This window comes from Bacillus sp. FSL R7-0646 (assembly GCF_037969865.1).
Taxonomy (GTDB): Bacteria; Bacillota; Bacilli; order Bacillales; family Bacillaceae; genus Bacillus; species Bacillus licheniformis.
Genome location: NZ_CP150217.1, coordinates 3,938,220 through 3,957,169, shown reverse-complemented (window position 1 = coordinate 3,957,169; position 18,950 = coordinate 3,938,220). Strand labels below are relative to the sequence as shown.

The 18,950-nt window shown below is 47.0% G+C and carries 12 protein-coding genes; 9 read left to right on the top strand and 3 right to left on the bottom strand.

The features are described from left to right. The first annotated feature begins 243 nt into the window (after positions 1–243). The 5 genes from MKY62_RS20545 to MKY62_RS20525 all read left to right on the top strand — a co-directional run bounded on the left by MKY62_RS20545 (position 244) and on the right by MKY62_RS20525 (position 7,142). Entirely contained in the window at positions 244–1,650 is a 1,407-nt protein-coding gene (locus MKY62_RS20545; RefSeq protein ID WP_009329863.1) for a cytochrome ubiquinol oxidase subunit I, read from the top strand. After that, a complete protein-coding gene (cydB, locus tag MKY62_RS20540; RefSeq protein ID WP_003186392.1) occupies positions 1,637–2,653 on the top strand; it encodes a cytochrome d ubiquinol oxidase subunit II in 1,017 nt (338 codons plus the stop codon). The genes MKY62_RS20545 and cydB overlap by 14 nt, the downstream gene beginning before the upstream one ends. After that, the gene (cydD, locus tag MKY62_RS20535) at positions 2,653–4,377 is read left to right on the top strand and encodes a thiol reductant ABC exporter subunit CydD (protein WP_009329862.1); all 1,725 of its coding nucleotides are present in this window, start codon (positions 2,653–2,655) and stop codon (positions 4,375–4,377) included. The genes cydB and cydD overlap by 1 nt, the downstream gene beginning before the upstream one ends. Then, positions 4,374–6,122, top strand: coding sequence for a thiol reductant ABC exporter subunit CydC (gene cydC / locus MKY62_RS20530; RefSeq protein WP_003186390.1), 1,749 nt, complete (start codon positions 4,374–4,376; stop codon positions 6,120–6,122). The genes cydD and cydC overlap by 4 nt, the downstream gene beginning before the upstream one ends. A gap of 168 nt (positions 6,123–6,290) precedes the next feature. Beyond that, positions 6,291–7,142, top strand: coding sequence for an NAD(P)H-hydrate dehydratase (locus MKY62_RS20525; protein WP_003186389.1), 852 nt, complete (start codon positions 6,291–6,293; stop codon positions 7,140–7,142). Between the two features lie 36 nt (positions 7,143–7,178). Here the strand turns inward: MKY62_RS20525 and MKY62_RS20520 are convergent, their stop codons facing one another. The 3 genes from MKY62_RS20520 to MKY62_RS20510 all read right to left on the bottom strand — a co-directional run bounded on the left by MKY62_RS20520 (position 7,179) and on the right by MKY62_RS20510 (position 11,939). Then, positions 7,179–8,204, bottom strand: coding sequence for a pectate trisaccharide-lyase (locus tag MKY62_RS20520; protein ID WP_003186388.1), 1,026 nt, complete (start codon positions 8,202–8,204; stop codon positions 7,179–7,181). A gap of 290 nt (positions 8,205–8,494) precedes the next feature. After that, on the bottom strand, positions 8,495–11,653 hold the full coding sequence (locus MKY62_RS20515) for a type 2 lanthipeptide synthetase LanM family protein (RefSeq protein ID WP_016886313.1): 3,159 nt from the start codon (positions 11,651–11,653) through the stop codon (positions 8,495–8,497). 61 nt (positions 11,654–11,714) lie between these two features. Then, positions 11,715–11,939, bottom strand: coding sequence for a plantaricin C family lantibiotic (locus MKY62_RS20510; RefSeq protein WP_003186381.1), 225 nt, complete (start codon positions 11,937–11,939; stop codon positions 11,715–11,717). A 137-nt stretch (positions 11,940–12,076) separates the two neighbouring features. On the opposite strand from MKY62_RS20510, the gene MKY62_RS20505 reads away from it, so the two are divergent. From MKY62_RS20505 to MKY62_RS20490, 4 genes are all read left to right on the top strand, one after another. After that, positions 12,077–12,295: a class II lanthipeptide, LchA2/BrtA2 family gene (locus MKY62_RS20505; protein ID WP_003186379.1), complete on the top strand. Its 219-nt coding sequence runs from the start codon at positions 12,077–12,079 to the stop codon at positions 12,293–12,295. A gap of 80 nt (positions 12,296–12,375) precedes the next feature. Beyond that, the gene (locus MKY62_RS20500) at positions 12,376–15,456 is read left to right on the top strand and encodes a type 2 lanthipeptide synthetase LanM family protein (protein WP_231082789.1); all 3,081 of its coding nucleotides are present in this window, start codon (positions 12,376–12,378) and stop codon (positions 15,454–15,456) included. Between the two features lie 8 nt (positions 15,457–15,464). Further along, entirely contained in the window at positions 15,465–17,621 is a 2,157-nt protein-coding gene (locus MKY62_RS20495; protein ID WP_016886311.1) for a peptidase domain-containing ABC transporter, read from the top strand. Next, positions 17,618–18,949, top strand: a complete 1,332-nt coding sequence (locus MKY62_RS20490; RefSeq protein ID WP_003186371.1) for a S8 family serine peptidase — start codon at positions 17,618–17,620, stop codon at positions 18,947–18,949. Before MKY62_RS20495 ends, MKY62_RS20490 begins: the two co-directional genes overlap by 4 nt. Position 18,950: the final 1 nt, after the last annotated feature.

Below are 18,950 nucleotides of genomic sequence, written 5' to 3'. Positions count from 1 at the left end.
TCGTATAATTGTCACAATGACATCCATAAATTAGGGAAAATGTACTTTATTTAAGAAGGAATTCGCGGTAAAGTACAGGTATAAATAACCATCCTGATAATAACGGAACATCAATGCGGGCCGAGGTCACCCTTTTGTCTGTAATCATAATCACATTAATAAGATGCATGTGAAAGTCTGAGCAAGTGTGATGCCCATTTGGCAAACGGGCCCGGCTAGAACAAAGAGGAGGAGACAGGAACAGTGGACGAACTCATTTTGGCAAGATTTCAATTTGCTTCAACAACGATCTTTCACTTTATTTTTGTACCGATGTCAATCGGGCTTGTCTTTATGGTTGCTTTAATGGAAACCCTTTATGTCGCAAAGAAAAAAGACATTTACAGAACGATGGCTAAATTTTGGGGGCACTTATTTTTAATTAATTTTGCAGTCGGTGTTGTCACCGGGATTTTACAAGAATTTCAGTTCGGAATGAACTGGTCGGAGTACTCCCGCTTTGTCGGTGATGTATTCGGCGCTCCGCTCGCGGTGGAAGCGCTGCTCGCTTTCTTTATGGAATCGACGTTTATCGGTTTGTGGATCTTCGGCTGGGACCGCCTTCCGAAGAAGATTCATTTGCTGTCCATTTGGCTTGTTTCGCTTGGCACGATCATGTCGGCGTTTTGGATTCTAGCGGCCAACTCGTTTATGCAGGAGCCTGTCGGATTTGCGATCAAAAACGGACGCGCGGAAATGACCGATTTTTTTGCGATTATTAAAAACCCGCAGCTATGGGTTGAATTTCCGCACGTCATTTTCGGTGCGCTTGCCACTGGGGCGTTTTTCATTGCCGGTGTCAGCGCGTATAAAATGCTGAAAAAACAGGAATTGCTCTTTTTTAAAAAATCCTTTCAAATCGCGATGATTGTGGCGCTTGTTTCCGGGGGCGGCGTTGCGTTCAGCGGACATGAGCAGGCACAGCATCTGATGAAGAGCCAGCCGATGAAAATGGCTGCCAGCGAAGCGCTTTGGGATGACAGCGGCGATCCGGCTGCATGGACGGTGCTTGCGAACATTGACACGGACAAGCAGGAAAACAAATCCGAGCTCAGCATCCCGTATGCGCTCAGCTATTTGGCTTATAAACAATTCAGCGGCGATGTGCCCGGAATGAAGACACTGCAAAAGCAATATGAAGAAAAATACGGAGAAGGAAATTATATTCCGCCGGTGAAAACGACATTCTGGAGTTTCAGAATCATGGCCGGATCAGGACTTTTAATGATCGTTGCCGCTTTGACCGGTCTTTATCTCAGCTTCCGCAAAAGACTCGAAACAAGCAAATGGTTCTTGCGGACAATGGTGGCTTTGATCGCCTTTCCATTCATTGCAAATACGGCGGGGTGGATCATGACTGAAATCGGACGCCAGCCGTGGACGGTGTTCGGTATTTTGACAACGGCGCAGTCCGTGTCGCCGAACGTATCAGCGGGAATGCTGCTGTTCTCTGTCATCGCGTTTACAGCGATTTATCTTGTGCTGGCGCTCGTTCTTGTCTACTTGTTTGTGCGGGAGATTAAAAAAGGGGCTGCACACCATGACCACCATCATGATGATTCCGTATCGACAGACCCGTTTGATCAGGAGGTTTACCATGGTATCTCTTAATGAATTTTGGTTTATATTAGTCGCTGTGCTGTTCATCGGTTTTTTCTTTCTTGAGGGCTTTGATTTCGGCGTCGGAATGGCGACGCGGTTTCTCGGGCGCAACGATCTTGAACGGAGGGTGATGATCAATACGATCGGTCCTTTCTGGGATGCAAATGAAGTCTGGCTGCTGACCGGGGGAGGCGCGATTTTCGCCGCTTTTCCGAACTGGTATGCCACGATGTTCAGCGGATATTACATTCCGTTTGTCTTTGTTCTTCTTGCATTGATCGGCCGCGGGGTCGCGTTTGAATTTAGAGGAAAAGTCGAAACCGCAAAATGGAAGAATACATGGGATTGGGTCGTATTTTTCGGCAGCATTCTGCCGCCGTTTTTGTTCGGTGTATTGTTTGCGAGCATCCTGCGCGGCATGCCGATTGATGCCGATATGAATCTGCACGCCGGTTTTACCGATTATGTGAACGTCTATTCCGTGACAGGGGGAGTCGCCGTTACGCTTCTCTGCCTGCTGCACGGCCTGATCTTTATTACATTGAGAACGGAAGCCGATTTGCGCGACCGGGCAAGACAGCTGGCCAAAAAAGTCGTATTCGCCGTTTTGGCGGCGCTTGTTGCCTTTGTTGCATTATCCATTTTTGAAACGGACTTGTTCACGGGCAGGGGGCATGTGACGATACCGCTTGCGGCTCTGATTGTCGTTTGCTATGTGCTGTCGATCGTGTTTATGAAACAAAAACGCGACGGCTGGACATTTGCCATGACGGGCGCAGGGATCGCTCTTACAGTGGCGACGATTTTCACTGCGCTGTTCCCGCGCGTCATGATCAGCTCGGTGAAAAGCGCATATGACTTAACCGTTTATAATGCTTCATCAGGCGACTATTCTTTAAAGGTTATGACGATCGTCGCGCTGGCACTGCTTCCGTTCGTGCTGGGCTATCAGATCTGGAGCTACTATGTTTTTAGAAAACGGGTCAGCAGCAAGGAGCCAATGATTTATTAATGGGAAAAGATCTTTTGCAATATAAAGGGATGAAACGAATACTTGCAGTACTCACTGTCCTGACATGCATGCAGGGCGCCGCCATTATCATGCAGGCCGAATGGCTTGCTGAAGCGGTTACCCGCCTTTTTAACGGAGAACGCGTCGGTTCGCTCTTTCCGCTGCTCATCTTATTTACCGCCGCTTTTTTATTTCGACATGCTGTTACCCTTGTCAGGCAAAAGCTGATATTTGACTATGCCGCCGAGACGGGGGCCGGCATGCGGAAAAAGTTTTTGGAGAAGCTTTTCCAATCCGGCCCCAGGCTGGCGAGGAAAGAAGGAACCGGTCATGTCGTCACGCTCGCGATGGAAGGAATTGCACAGTTCCGCCGCTATTTGGAGCTGTTTTTGCCGAAAATGGTCAGCATGGCCGTTATACCGCCGGCGGTTGTCTGTTATGTCTTTTTTAAAGACACATCTTCCGCTGCAGTCTTAATGATTACGATGCCGATTTTAATCACTTTTATGATCCTTCTTGGGTATGCGGCTAAAAGAAAAGCGGACAGCCAATGGAAAACGTATGAGATGCTTTCAAACCATTTTACAGATTCCTTGCGCGGCCTGGAAACATTGAAAGTGCTGGGCATCAGCCGTTCACATACTAAGAATATATTTCATGTGAGCGAACGGTACAGGAAGGCGACGATGAGTACGCTTAAGATCGCCTTTCTGTCATCGTTTGCACTTGATTTTTTCACCATGCTGTCCGTAGCGACCGTTGCTGTTTTTCTCGGTCTCGGTCTTGTTGACGGCAGCATCTCGCTGGAGCCGGCTCTTGCCATTCTGATTCTTGCCCCTGAGTTTTTTCTCCCTGTCCGGGAAGTCGGCAATGACTATCATGCTACATTGAACGGACGCGAAGCCGGTAAAGCGATCAAGGCGATATTGGATTCGCCGGGTTTCAAGGATGAGGCGCCTTTAAGTCTTGAGCGATGGTCTGACGACGATCAAATCGAGTTCAAGCATGTAGATGTGCGGCATGAAGATGAGGAAAACTGCTCTTTATCCGGGATTTCTCTTTCATTTAAGGGAAAGAGAAAAATCGGAATCATCGGGGAAAGCGGTGCCGGAAAATCTACGCTTATCGATGTGCTCGGCGGCTTCCTGGAAACGAAAAGCGGCGTTATCAAAGTCGGGGGAAAAAAGAGAACGCATTTGCAGACGGACAGCTGGCAAAATCAGCTCTTGTATATTCCGCAGCATCCCTATATCTTTCCGGATACGCTCGCAGCCAATATCCGTTTTTATCATCCCGCCGCTTCTGACGAAGACGTTGAACAGGCAGCAAGAGCTGCCGGGCTCTCGGAGCTGATTGATCAGCTTCCAAACGGCTTGAAAGAGCGGATCGGTGAAGGCGGGAGGGCATTAAGCGGTGGACAGGCGCAGCGTACAGCCGTTGCCCGGGCTTTCCTTGGCAACCGTCCGATTATTCTTTTAGATGAGCCCACTGCTCATTTGGATATCGAAACAGAATACGAGTTGAAAAAAACGATGTTAAAACTGTTTGAAGACAAGCTGGTTTTTTTGGCAACCCATCGCCTTCACTGGATGCTTGATATGGATGAAATTATCGTGCTGAAAGATGGGCAGGTGGCTGAAACCGGTACACATCAAGAACTGATTGAAAAGCGGGGCGTTTATTACGAGCTCGTGAAGGCGCAGTCGTTTGGAGGTGCATCATGAACAATGAAGACGGGTGGATTCTGCCCTACATCAAGAAAAATACAAGGCTTTTGATCATTGTCGTGCTGCTTGGCGGGTTGACGGCATGCTCGGCGGCTGCTCTCATGTTTACCTCCGGTTATTTAATATCCAAAGCGGCTACGCGTCCGGAAAATGTTTTGATGATCTATGTTCCGATCGTAGCGGTTCGCACCTTCGGGATTCTGCGCTCGGTGTCGCGCTATGTTGAGCGGTTGACAGGGCACCATATCATTTTGAAAATTTTATCCGATATGCGCGTCAGGCTTTACAGGATGCTCGAACCTCAAGCTTTAAAATGGCGTGAACGTTTCCGAACGGGGGATATGCTCGGCATTTTGGCCGACGATGTTGAACATTTGCAGGACATGTATTTGAGAACGGTATTTCCCGGGCTGTCGGCTCTTCTTTTATATGGCGTATTCATCGCAGCTATCGGCTTTTTTTCATGGCCTTTTGCTGGACTAATGGCGGTCTATGCCGCGGTTTTCGTATTTCTTGTTCCGCTTGTTTCCCTGCTTGTGACAAGGGCAAAAAATGTTGCGCTGAAAAGAGGACGGAGCCACTTGTACCGTCAGCTGACAGACGCGGTCATGGGGGTGAGCGATTGGGTTTTCAGCGGCCGGCAAAACGACTTTGTCCATTCGTATGAAGCGGCAGAACATGAATGGCTGGCGATCGAAAAGAAACAGGTGCGCTTCAGTCGTTGGAGGGACTTTGCCATGCAATGCCTGGCGGCAGGACTTGTTCTTCTGATGCTAATATGGGCGGGCGGCCAAAGCGCGGAAGGGGCTCTGGCTCCTGTGTTTATTGCGGCGTTTGTCCTTGTTGTGTTTCCTTTGACGGAAGCTTTCTTTCCGCTTTCGGACGCAGCGGCTTCAATCCCTGAGTATCAGGATTCTTTAGAAAGAATGGACGGTCTGCAGCCGCCGAAAAGGGGGAACGGGGCCGATGTTCAGCAGGAACGGGCGGAGGCTGTAGGTTTGGACGATGTCACGCTTCGCTTTGAAGACGTTTCTTTTTCTTATGAGCAAGGCCAGCCGGTGTTGGACGGTGTTTCATTTATATTAAAGCAGGGTGAAAAGACCGCTTTGCTAGGCCCGAGCGGTGCGGGTAAATCGACCATCTTGTCGTTGATACAAGGGGCGCTTGCTCCTTCTAAAGGAAACATTACATTGAACGATATTTCTGTGCAGTCTCTTCAGGGAGAAATTTCACGCGTAGTCTCCGTTTTCAATCAGCAGCCGCACCTGTTTGATACGACGGTTTTGAATAATATCCGGCTCGGGAACCCTGACGCGAGCGATGAGGACGTGTATTGGGCGGCGCGCCAGGTGAAGCTTCACGATTATATTCAGTCTCTTCCCGATGGATATCATACATCTGTACAGGAAACGGGCATCCGTTTTTCAGGTGGAGAACGCCAGCGGATTGCTTTGGCGCGGATTCTGCTGCAGGACGCACCCATCGTCGTGTTGGACGAACCGACCGTAGGCCTTGATCCTAAAACAGAGAAGGAGCTTCTTTCAACGATGTTTCAAGTACTTGATGGAAAGACCGTTCTATGGATTACACACCATTTGGCAGGAGCCGAAGCGGCCGACCGGATTCTGTTTTTAGACAAAGGGAAGCTTGCAATGGCAGGGAGCCATCAGCAGCTTTTGGAAAACAATCCGCGCTATTCAAGACTTTATCGTCTGGATGCGCCTGTCAGCCGGCTTTTTTAGTCGAAAACGCCAAGCACAGCTTCAAGTTGTGAAGCTGTCTTTTTTATATGAACGTAAACTGATCCGTTCATCAGTGCTATTTTGCATGTTAAAGAGCAGTGAAGGGTATGATTCAGTTACAATTTAATTAAACGTTTGTTTAAACTATATTGAAAGGTGTGATCCGGGATGTCTGCAGAACAATTGCCGATATGGACGAAAGACTGCGTGAAGGGCTCATTGCCGAAAAGGGGAAATGATAGTCATAAAGGAACTTATGGAACCGGCCTTTTGCTCGCGGGAAGCGATGATATGCCGGGAGCGGCTCTCCTTGCAGGAATCGGGGCGATGCGGAGCGGTCTAGGAAAGCTTGTCATCGGAACGTGCGGGAGTGCGATTCCGCTGATCCTCCCCGTTCTTCCTGAGGCGACGTATTGGCGGGACGGCGCCGAAAAGGCGGCGTCAGGCGAGATTGCCGAACCTTACCGGGCGATTGCGATCGGGCCTGGGCTGCCGCCTTCGCAAATGACTGAGCAAGCGGTTCAAAGCGTATTAGCGAAAGACTGCCCGGTTGTGCTTGATGCGGGTGCTCTTTCAAAACGATCGTATCATGAACGGGAAGCGCCGGTGGTATTAACGCCGCATCCGGGCGAATTTTCGAAAATGACAGGCTTGTCCATTCGAGAAATTGAAGCAAACCGGGCCGGTTATGCTCGAGATTATGCGGAGGAACAAGGTATTACCCTTGTCTTGAAAGGCAATGAAACGATCGTTGCTTTCCCCGACGGCGAGTGCTGGAGGAATGTAACGGGAAATGGGGCGCTGGCAAAGGGAGGAACGGGGGATACGTTAACAGGTATGCTTCTCGGGATGCTGTGCTGTCATGAGAATTCGAGAGAAGCGGTGCTGAATGCTGTCCACTTGCACGGCGCATGTGCGGACGCATGGACAAAGACCAGATCGGCTCATGCGCTTCTTGCGCATGAACTTTCCGATCTGCTGCCAACGGTATGGAAAGCGTATGAGGATGGAAATAAGTGAAACGCCCGGAATGCCCCGGACGTTTCACCTCAAAGCTTATGGATTGATTTTGCCGACTCCGGCATTTTGCTTGACGATTGATTTTACATTGTCGACATTGTCGAGTGAGTAGCTGTATGGCGGATTATAGGTTGTAGTAGAGGTAGTCGGCATACTGCCCCTAGAGTTTACAAATTTGTTGTTGGATACATGCCAATAGCCCGGTGAACTGCTGTACCAAGAGACAATCGGATCTTTGGCGTTTTCAAAGAGGTTGTTCTCAATTCTGATGCGCGCGCCCATCCTCGAATTAATTCCGCTGTCGATGATTTTATTGAAATAGTTGTTGTAAATATGGCCTTCTCCGAAACGGAATGACGGCACACGCGAATTCAGATTCTCAAACCAGTTATGATGGAATGTAATCGTCCTGTTGTAATTATCGCTGTCCGATGAACCCATCAGCATTGATTTCCATCCATCGTGCACATAGTTCCAAGAGAATGTAATATATTCCGCATCTCTTTTGACGTCAAATAATCCGTCATAGTAATCTTTGTCAACGTTCAGGCTGTGGTAAAGCTCATTATGATCAACCCAAATGTTTTTAGAAGGGCCTTCAATGCCGATCGCGTCTTTATCGCCTGAGGCGACCTCGTGAATTTTCAAGTTGCGGATGATGATGTTGTTGGCCCGCCATATTTTGATGCCGATCCCTTTGAGTTCCCCTTTGGTCCCTGATCCGACAATCGATACGTTTGACACGTCTTTGACGTCAATCTTTGATGCGGATGTATTTGATGTTGTAATGGTGCCGTTGACATAAATTTTTAAAGGCGTATTTGCATTCTTATTTTTTAATGCCGCAATCAGCTGATCTCCCGTTGTTACGGTTACCGTCTGACCGCCTTCTCCGCCCGTTGTTCCGCCGTTTAGTGCGGCAAAGCCTTTTAAGCTGAAGTCGGCAAGCGGATTTACTTTGCCCGAGTTTAAGGCAGAAGCTGCTTCTGCCGAAACCGCCGCTGTCAATGACCCGACAACCCCTAATACAAAGATAAAGATGATGCTGATTAATTTCTTCATTATATTCCTCCTATTGTTTCTTTTTTGATGCCAACGCTGAATGGGAAGCGCTTACAATTACGGCGGATACTGAATGGTGGGCACCGATCATCCCTCCCTTTTATTGGAATCAGAGAGAGCATAGCATGTATTTCTGAATTGTCTGAATAATCATGTTGTGAGTTGGATTTGCTCATAAGCTGGTGATTATGCCAAATGACACGAATCTGAGAATAAGCGCATTTGGATGAAGGTCTTTCATCGTAATGTTGCAAAAAAAATCTATGGATGAAAATCCATAGATTTTGATTTTAAAACACGTTTTCTCTTTTAAAAGCTTTGCTGTTCTTTTTGATAAGCGCTTGAGGCGGACTGAGCTGAAGCAGTTCCGGCAGTTCTTCTCCATATTGGCATTGCAGCATGCCGTAGCCGACTCCGCTTAAACCAAGCATGAGCCCGGCTGAATCCACACCTCGTGATACCCCTTTACTGAATGGATTTTCTTGAAAATATGTCAACAGCCGATCTTCCGTATTCTGTATAATGGTGTTCAGTTCGCTGAATTCTTCCCTGAACCCTCTTAGGATTTCGAGTTGGCCGAAATCGCCGTGACAGAATGAGCGGTTATTGCCGAGCCCATGCTTAACAGTTGTTTCAAGAGCGTTCAAGATGTCGGTATGCAGCCCGGGATCATTGACTCCGTTTTCTCGGAGGATGCTTCTCGACAACAATATGCCGGCAGCGCCATGGCACCATGCAACTGACAGTTGTTCTCTTCCTTTTGATCCCCAATTTTTTTCGGAAGCGATGTACAGCTGCTTTTCAAATGCCAGGCATTGCGAAATGATTTTTTTCAGTGATTGCGAATCAAACACTTTATTGAATCGGGATAAAGCTGCGGCGATGCCGGAAGTGCCGTGGGCAAATCCTGTGTAATAGTTTTGTGTATGAGGATCTTTCCAGGCCGCTCCGTTTTCAATATTTGTTTTATGCTGAAGCAAATGGCCGGCGCACTTTTCGGCGAGCTTTAGAAAAACCGGGTCATCCAGTTGTTCATACAATGACATCAGAACCATTAGAGCACCGGCAGAACCGCTGATGATATCGCAGTTTTCGTCTTGTTCGATGACAGCTTCAAGGACTGGCAGAGCTTCATGTATGAGTTCGATCCATTCGTTTTTTTTCTGAACCGTTCCCGCATGCTGCAGAAAATACAGATAGCCGGAAACCCCCGTGAATGCCCCAGAGTCGGCGTACTTCAGGAATTCTTCTTTTTCCTTCAGTTCATTCAACGCTCGCTGAATCGCAAATACACACTGCTCGGTTATATGCGAGTAAGTCTCCGGCCGTTTTGCGAAGCGGCTCAGATAGCTCATAAAAAGTCCGATGCCTGCATTGCCATTATATAAATCAAGACTGACAGGGGAGATCGTCCAAGAGATTTCTTCGACGCCTTCAATAACTGTACTGATCCAAGTGACGTCCTTTCCATCATTGCCTTCAATTCGCTTTTCAGCCAAATCGTCAGCCGCTTTCTCAGCGATGGCGAGCGGCTGCAAGGCGCCTGATCTAGGACTCGGGTGATTTTGGTCTATATCGATTGCGTCTTTTTCATGTCTCGCGTTATATGCAGCCAGAATCGACATGCGTATGACATTCGCTTGTTCCTTTAAGTCCTGGTCTGAAAATGATGAGATCTTCTTAATTACTCTTGTGAAGGACGGCGTTTCAAAATAAGCGGCAATCGGTTCTTCTTCGCCATTGAGCAAATAGGTATCTGAAGGCTTCGACAGAAAATAGGGGATGTCTCCCCGAATGAGCTCTTTCAGCTCTGTTTTTGCCGCTGCAATATCTGTGTCTGCATCTTCAAACTTTTCCACCCGGCATAAAAACACTTCACGGTCTACCGCATCCCTGAGAAAATCAGGGTGGTAGCTTTTATTCAAAAGAGAGGCGTAGTGCGCTGTCGGCTTCAAAATATTTCGAACGGTGCAGTTTTTAAAATGTTCAATCGTAGCCAGGTAGCTTTCGCCATGATCAGAAATCAGACGGTATACTGCTGAAAATCCTTCGATGATACAATGAAGATAATCTGCGACAGGGACATGCTGGTGATCTAAAGTCGGCAGATTTTTCGCCTCGCCGATTTCAAATCGGTCATGCTCCAGGCGAATGTCATCGCGGAAAAATCCTTTGATTTGAAGCGCCTGAAACGGTGATTCCTGAGCTTCCTGCCCCCCCATTCCGCTGATGTCCACAACTTTATCCCGGTTTTTCCTTCCGAAGTAAAGGTTGAACGGCAGGATTCCGGTAGACCGTACGGATCTGGAAAGAATGTAGTTTGCTTTGTCAACGGCGGTCGAGCCGGGTTCGTCTCGTTTTTTATATTGATGAAAAATTGATTCAAGATCGATTAAAACAGGATGCTCGCCGGAGGCGATAATGTTTTCGTGGTGAAAGTCAACGGCATCGATGCTGTATAAAACGGCCAAAAGTTTGCCGAGGCGTGTATAGTAGCCTTCCAGTTCTTTTTTCGTATGGCACGTTTCGTGAGGAATAAACTCGGACCATCCGTACCGTTTTTTATTGATTAATCTCAAAGTTTTTAAAGGGCTGCCTGAATTTCGGTCATTGATCCATGATAGAAGAAGTTGAAATGCGTCGTCAACATCATGGCTTCTCGGTTTATAGACAATCTTTTTTCCATCGGAATATGTAAGGATGGCTGCCATCTTTCCTTTATTGTGCGAGTCTCCCACCCCAAGCTCAATATGGACAGGATCGCCGGCAATATGAAATGCAGCCTGCAGCTGTTCGCGGTCCTGCCTCAGCCTCTTCCACAGTTCAGAAAAGTTTTGAACCCAGTAATCGGTTTTTGTGCACAGAAGGCGCAGCAATACGGGATACTCGTTGAACAGGGTCCGCAGGTATCCTGGATTGACTAAAAAGTTATCATTGAAATCAAGATAGCGCATTTCGGGGGTGTCGCCCTTCAATTGATCTTCAAGCCTTAAAATGTTTAGTTCCAGTATTAATGTTTGATGGGCAATTTGAAGAAGCGTCTGTTTTAAATGTGTCAGCACCTGCCGACAAAGAGGAGGAGAAAGTATGATATTTTGTTCCTCCAAAGCATCTTGTGCTGCAGACGCAAAACGGGTCAGCAGGGAGTCGAACAGCAATTCTGAATCTTGCAGAGCAGAATCCTTGTAGGAAAAGGGCGTTTCAAAGATCCGCTTTTGCATCTTCTGCCATGGGCCGCGACGGCTGTCTTTCAGCCCGACTGACTGGGATACCGAGGATTGTGCGATGGAGGACAAAGGGTCATGGCTTAATAATGAAACTGCTTTATTGAGCCATTTATCATCATCGCCGAAAAGGGAACGCCAATACTTTATCTTATCGTTTACGAACGGGGATTGAGTTTGGGCGACGGGAAGCCGTTCGTGATATCCGGCGGATTTTTCATTCATTCTATCGACCTCTTTTTCTATCAATATGCCAACGCGGGAGCAGGGCCCCCGCGTTGGGAACTTAGTTACAGCTTGGCATGCATTCTTTTGTCACTGTACACAGGTATCCGTTATTTCCTAACGGCTTGCTCAAGATGGCACAAGTGCTGAGCGTGATTGTGCCTCCGGCGATGCTGTGCTGTTCCTCTTCCTGGAGTTCTTTAAGGATGTTCCCTGCTGGATGATAAGAAGATTCAGTGCGATACATAGGATTTTTCCATGAAAGAATCATTTCCTTTTTTGACATATATTCCACCTCCTAGAAAATTTATAATTTTTTGTCGATTTCTTGATGTACTTATAGTATAATTTGACTGGAACGGCGAGTCAATTCTAAATTATAGGAAAATTTCGATAGTTTGCCCGTTCTAGGAGGTGAGAATCATGAAAACAATGAAAAATTCAGCTGCCCGTGAAGCCTTCAAAGGAGCCAATCATCCGGCAGGGATGGTTTCCGAAGAGGAATTGAAAGCTTTGGTAGGAGGAAATGACGTCAATCCTGAAACAACTCCTGCTACAACCTCTTCTTGGACTTGCATCACAGCCGGTGTAACGGTTTCTGCTTCATTATGCCCAACAACTAAGTGTACAAGCCGATGCTAGGGAATCATAAAAAATTCAAAAGAATCCATCCTTGCAACGGAGTTGCAGGGATGGTTTTCTTCGCCAAAGGGATGACGAGAATGAGCATGAAAGAATTCGAAATTTATCTGTATAAAGCTCTTTACAGCAATGAACGAGGCGGTCAAGGTCAAGAACATCCGTCCGGCTTTTTTCCGGAAAACGGAAAAACTCCGTCTCGTCCTACGGATTTTCACCTTTCTTCTGTCCAACATTCACCCAATGAGCCTGTGCAGCTGCAAGGCAAAATGCCGGAATGGGCTGCCTGTTTGTCTGAAATTATGAAATACAACCCTAAAGCGGTTTCCGAATTAAAACACCCGCTTCCCCACATGTCATTTGTCACCTTCTTTGTTCCTTTTCTTTTATTTGCACAAGAACGGATGTCGAAAGCTTTTTCTGAATTTGAGAAGCAGGAAGGCGGTCTATCCGGCATAATCGACGCTGCCGGCTATCAAGACGGCATCATGTCTGAACTTCACCAATGCCTTGATAAGCTGGCGACGAGAACACTTATCACAGAGCTGAATGTAGCCCGGGAAGACGGCCGGCTAAAGGGGGCGTCACCGGAAGAGCGATATGTTTACTTTGTTGAACAATACATTTCCGATCCTGAAATTTACCGGGAATTTTTCGAGCTTTACCCTGTGCTTGGCAGGCTGATGGCTGAGAAGGTTCTCAGGGTGCTCGAGATTCATGAAGAAATTATTGGGAGATTTTTAAGCGACCGCAGCCTGATTGCGAAAAAATTTAATATCGCTTCCCCCGAATTGGTTGGATTTGAAGGGGATTTGGGAGATTCCCACAAAAACGGGCAGAGTGTCAAAGTGCTGGTGTTAAACAACGGAAAGCTCGTGTATAAACCGCGGTCCTTGTCAATTGACGAACATTACAGGGAGCTGCTGAACTGGCTGAACGGACGGGGAATGAAGTACAGCCTCCGTGCTGCGGAAGTGCTTGACAGGGGAAATTACGGCTGGCAGGAATTTGTAAAGCATGAAGGCTGTTCTTCAGAAGAAGAACTGGAAAGATTTTATTTCCGGCAGGGCGGACATTTGGCGATATTGTACGGATTGCGCTCCGTCGATTTTCATAATGAAAATATCATCGCCTCAGGCGAACACCCCATCCTGATTGATCTGGAGACTCTTTTTGACAACCATGTCAGCATTTTCGCTCAAAATCAAAACCTCCATGTCACCGCATTGGAGCTGAAGCATTCCGTGCTGTCTTCGATGATGCTTCCGGTCAAATTCAAACATGATGAAGTGCTCGATTTTGATTTAAGCGGGATCGGCGGCAAAGGCGGCCAGCAGTCAAAGAAAGCGAAGGGCTACGCCGTCCTGAATTACGGTGAGGACAGGATGTCTTTAAAAGAAACATCGCTGACCACCGAGGAAAAATTGAATGCGCCCAAACTAAATGGACGTCCGGTGTCCGCCGTTTTCTATACGGACTTTATCGTGGAAGGATTTAAAAATGCTTATGCCATTATGATGAAACATAAAGAAGAACTGGCAGGACCCTCGGGGTTTTTGAATCTGTTTAAGCACGACGAAGTCCGCCACGTCTTCCGGCCGACACATGTGTACGGCAAGTTTCTCGAAGCGAGCACCCACCCTGACTACTTGACCGCCGGAGATAAACGAGAGCAATTATTTGATTATATGTGGATGCTCGCCAAACAGTCGGAAAAGGCAAACGTGTTTATTCCGGACGAAATTGTCGATCTGCTGCTTCATGATATTCCCTACTTTACTTTTTATGCTGGGGGCGCTTCCCTGCTCAATTCAAGAGGGGAAGAATCGGAAGGTTTTTATGAAACATCAAGTATTGATTTGGCAAAGAAAAAAATTCAATCTTTCTCGGAAAAGGATTTGAATCATCAGCTCCGCTATATTTCTTTATCAATGGCGACGTTGATTGAAAATGTCTGGGACCATGCAGAAAGCGGGCTTGGACAGAAGGAAACGGTCGCTGATCTCGGAAAAGAGGTCAAGCATATAGCTGATGATTTGCTGCAGAAGGCGATCTATTCAGAGCGCGGTGAAGGTCCTTTCTGGATCAGCAATAATGCCGGAGACGAAAAAATGGTGTTTTTGTCGCCGCTTCCTATGGGGCTTTACGACGGAATGGCAGGGCTGGCAATATTTTTTGCACAAGCAGGCAAGGTACTGAACGAGCAGGTATATACGGATACGGCAAGATCAATGATAGAAGAAATTCAAAAGGAAGAAAGTTATTGGGTTCAAAATGGGAATTCCCATTCTGCTTTTTTCGGCACAGGCTCATTCATTTACCTGTATTCCTATCTTGGCAGTCTATGGGAAGACGATTCCTTATTGGAAAGGGCGTTGAACCTCATTCCCCGAGTTTTGGATCAGCCGAATCAAACACAAAACCCGGATTTTATCGCAGGGGATTCAGGATTGCTGACAGTGCTTGTTAATCTGTACGAAATCAAGCAGCACCCAGCAGTATTGGACTCTATAAGACAGGTACTGAGCAGATTGAATGATCGAATTGGCCGCTTACTTGATTCAATCGAGCAGGATGCCGTTTCGTTGACGGGATTTTCACACGGCTTGACGGGGATCGCATTTTCTATCGCAAAGGCGGCGAAGGTGATACACGATGACAGCTGCAAAGAGCTTGTCCTAAAGCTTGTCGAAGAAGAGGACCGCTATTTTCAAAAGGATCATCTAAACTGGCTAGATTTACGAAATGATTCGCATACGCTGTCCCCAAGCTACTGGTGTCATGGAGCTCCCGGGATTTTGCTGGGGAGAGCGCACATTCAGGCTTTTATTCCTGAATTGACTACCCGGACTTTAAAGCTTCAAGAAGCGCTTCAAAGTTCTTTAAATCTAGCAGACTGTCAAAATCATTCGCTGTGCCACGGTTTAATTGGGAATTTGAACATTCTGCTGGATATCAAAAGGCTGAACCGGGAACTTCATGTCCCTGATGATATATTTTGCATTTATAAAACGAAAAACCGGGGATGGAAAACGGGTTTGCATTCCGATGTGGAATCGCTTGGCATGTTTGTCGGGACGGCAGGAATAGCCTACGGGCTTTTGCGGCTCCTCGATGAATCTGTTCCATCCGTATTAACTCTCGATATTCCGACGGGCAGGTGAGATAAGGCTTGTTTTTTCATAAGACACCGTTTATAGAACAGATGCAGCAGACGGAATGCGGACTGTGCTGTATGGCGATGGTAGCCGGACGGTATGGTTCGCATCATACTCTGCATGAGCTGAGGGATTTATCGGGATGCGGCAGGGACGGTATGACCCTTTTTCATATGCGTCAGCTCAGCGAAAATCTGGGATTTGACGCAAAGGTGTACAGGGCAGGCGCGGCAGAACTTCCACATGTGCGTCTGCCGGCAATCGCTTTTTGGTCCGATAATCATTATGTGGTTATTGATCAAATAAAAGACCGGCATGTCAACATCATCGATCCTGCGATTGGACGAAAAAAACTCAGTATCGAAGCTTTTCTCGAAAATTACAGCGGGATCGTGCTGGAGATGATCCCTACCGAGCGGATCAGGCCGAAGAAAAAACCGCCCGTCTGGAGGCATTTTCTTTTTCATTTAAAAGAATCCCCTTCTCTGCTTGCGACCGTGCTGTTGTTTGCGATGATCTTTCAGCTCGTTTCATTAGGCATACCGATGCTCGTGCAATACCTGATCGATGACATCCTTGCTCAAAATCAGCAGGCTCTGCTGCAAACATTTATGACGGGCGTTCTTGTTTTAATGCTCGTTCAAGGCACGGTTCAATTGATCAGGGGTCAATTTATCATTAAATTAAATAACTTCCTTGACAAACGAATGATGAGAACATTTTTCTCGCATATTCTGAAGCTTCCCTATCAATTCTTTCAATTGAGGTCGTTCGGGGATCTCCTTTTCCGCGCGACAAGCCTCCGGATTGTCAGGGATATGATGTCTTCCCAATTGGTCCTCGGCGTACTCGATTTTGGCGCACTTTTATTTATCTCGTTTTATATGTTTTATAAATCGCCGCCTTTAGCAGGGCTGGTTATTCTGCTGGCTCTTCTGAATGTCGGGATCACGGCGCTCAGCCGCGGGAAGCTGAGAGAAAAAAACCAGGACGAAATCGCAAAGACTTCGCAGATTCAAAGCTATCAGACTGAGTTCTTATATGGGATTTTTGGTATTAAGACTGCGGGAATCGAAAAAGAAACGTATCAAAAATGGGATCACTATCTGGGGGAACTGATCGGGGCATACCGACGCAAGGAAGGGTTTCTTAACATCGTGAACTCTCTGACAGGCACGATGCAGATCATATCACCAATGCTGATTTTATGGATTGGTGCAATGCTCGTGTTCGAAGGGAATTTATCGGTTGGGGAGCTGGTGGCATTTCATGCTTTATCCACACAATTCTTTAATACAAGCAGCTCGATCGTCCAAACCGTCAACTCGGTAATCTTGACGACGTCTTATCTTCATCGGATACAGGATATCCTTCAAAGCCCGATTGAAGAGACACCTGGAAATAAAGACAACTCCCCGATTAAGGGGGAGATCCGGCTTGAACGGGTTTCGTTCCGTTACAGCCCGCACAGCGAAGAAGTTATTAAAGACGTAAGCCTGCATATCAAGCCTGGCGAAAAAATCGCTATCGTCGGACAATCCGGGTCCGGAAAAAGCACGCTGGCAAAACTTATTCTTGGCCTCTATATGCCTACAAAAGGCAGTGTGTTCTATGATGGAGTGAATATTAAAAACAAGGATTTAAGCGCTCTTCGCAAACAAATTGGTGTTGTTCCCCAAGATGTAACGCTGTTCAACCGCAGCATTAAAGACAACATTTCTTTATACAGTGAAGATGTTGACATTGAGCGGATACATGAAGTCGCAAAAATGGCGCAAATATACGATGACATTCAAAATATGCCGATGGGCTTTAATACGATGATTTCTGAAATGGGGATGAATATTTCGGGAGGGCAGCGCCAGCGGATTGCCTTGGCCCGTGCACTGATAAACCGCCCCGCTGTGATGCTGTTGGATGAAGCGACGAGTTCGCTGGATCATCAAAATGAAAAAAAAATCGACGCCTTTTTAAGGGAGCTGAAATGTACAAGAATTGTCATCGCGCATAAACTGACTTCAATCATGGATGCCGATAAAATCATCGTTTTGGAAGACGGCATGGTTTTAAATGTGGGTACGCATGAAACATTGCTGAATGAGAGCAAGTTTTACGGAGATTTTTATCGAAAGTTCCTTGAAAAAGAGCAATCTGCAGAGGTGATGATGTGAAAAGAATATATATTTTTCTCTTATGTTTTGCAGTCCTGCTGCCGGTCGGCGGAAAGACGGCTCAAGCAAAAGAACAAGCAGGAGAACAGTATCTTTTGCTTGAACATGTAAAAGATAAATCGAAACTGCTGGACACGGCGGAACAATTTCACATCCATGCCGATGTCATTGAAGAAATCGGATTTGCAAAAGTGACCGGTGAAAAACAAAAGCTTGCTCCTTTTACAAAGAAGCTTGCTGAAAAAGTCGGGGCTGACGTCATTGAAAAGCCGATTGCAAATACAGCAGTAAACGAAACGGAATCAGTCATCAGCGGTTCGCCTGCATGGGGGCTTGACGGTATTTTGGAACTAAAAGAATATCTATGGTTCGCTGCAAAGCAGACGGATTCCTATCGCACGTATCAAATCGAAAGAGGGCATCCGGACGTCAAAGTTGCCTTGATTGACAGCGGACTGGATCTTGACCATCCGGACTTAAAAGCGTCCGTCAATACAAATGGCGGCTGGAATTACATTGACGGCAAGCCTGTATCCGGAGATCCGACAGGACACGGAACACAAACAGCCGGGATGATCAATATCATTGCGCCAGATGTGACGATAACGCCTTATCAAGTGCTGGACGAAAAAGGCGGAGACAGCTACAACATCATGAAGGCGATGGTTGATGCAGTCAATGACGGGCATGAAGTCATCAACATCAGTACGGGAAGCTATACTTCTCTTGACAGGGAAGGAAAAGTGCTGATGAAAGCTTATCAAAGGGCTGCAAACTACGCTGCAAAGCATCAGGTGCTGGTCTTCTCTTCCGCCGGCAATAAAGGAGTCAACCTTGATGAGATGAGGAAAACGGAAAACAAGGTGCATTTGCCGAGCGCTTTGAAGCACGTCGTATCAGTCGGCAGCAATATGAAAAGCAACAATATTTCCCCATACTCCAATCAAGGGCGGGAAATTGAATTCACAGCCCCGGGAGGATATTTGGGAGAAACGTATGATCAGGATGGGATGGTTCGTGTGACAGACCTCGTACTGACAACGTATCCGAAAGGGAAGGACAACACCGCATTAGACCAGATGCTAAACATCCCAAAGGGATATTCCCTCTCATACGGAACAAGCTTGGCCGCCCCGCAGGTAGCTGGAACAGCTGCACTGGTTATATCTGAATACCGGGAGCGCCATCACAGGAAGCCATCGGCTAAACAAGTGCATCACATCCTGAGGAAATCGGCATTAGACCTGGGCAAACCGGGGAAAGATGTTATATACGGCTACGGGGAAGTACGCGCTTATCAAGCGCTGAAAATGATGAACAAGGAGTGAA

What these genes read in the sequence shown, in the direction of transcription:
- cydB (WP_003186392.1), top strand. Translation starts at nt 1,637, where the DNA reads ATGGTATCTCTTAATGAATTTTGGTTTATATTAGTCGCTGTGCTGTTC.
- cydD (WP_009329862.1), top strand. Translation starts at nt 2,653, where the DNA reads ATGGGAAAAGATCTTTTGCAATATAAAGGGATGAAACGAATACTTGCA.
- cydC (WP_003186390.1), top strand. Translation starts at nt 4,374, where the DNA reads ATGAACAATGAAGACGGGTGGATTCTGCCCTACATCAAGAAAAATACA.
- MKY62_RS20525 (WP_003186389.1), top strand. Translation starts at nt 6,291, where the DNA reads ATGTCTGCAGAACAATTGCCGATATGGACGAAAGACTGCGTGAAGGGC.
- MKY62_RS20520 (WP_003186388.1), bottom strand. Translation starts at nt 8,204, where the DNA reads ATGAAGAAATTAATCAGCATCATCTTTATCTTTGTATTAGGGGTTGTC.
- MKY62_RS20515 (WP_016886313.1), bottom strand. Translation starts at nt 11,653, where the DNA reads ATGAATGAAAAATCCGCCGGATATCACGAACGGCTTCCCGTCGCCCAA.
- MKY62_RS20510 (WP_003186381.1), bottom strand. Translation starts at nt 11,939, where the DNA reads ATGTCAAAAAAGGAAATGATTCTTTCATGGAAAAATCCTATGTATCGC.
- MKY62_RS20505 (WP_003186379.1), top strand. Translation starts at nt 12,077, where the DNA reads ATGAAAACAATGAAAAATTCAGCTGCCCGTGAAGCCTTCAAAGGAGCC.
- MKY62_RS20500 (WP_231082789.1), top strand. Translation starts at nt 12,376, where the DNA reads ATGAGCATGAAAGAATTCGAAATTTATCTGTATAAAGCTCTTTACAGC.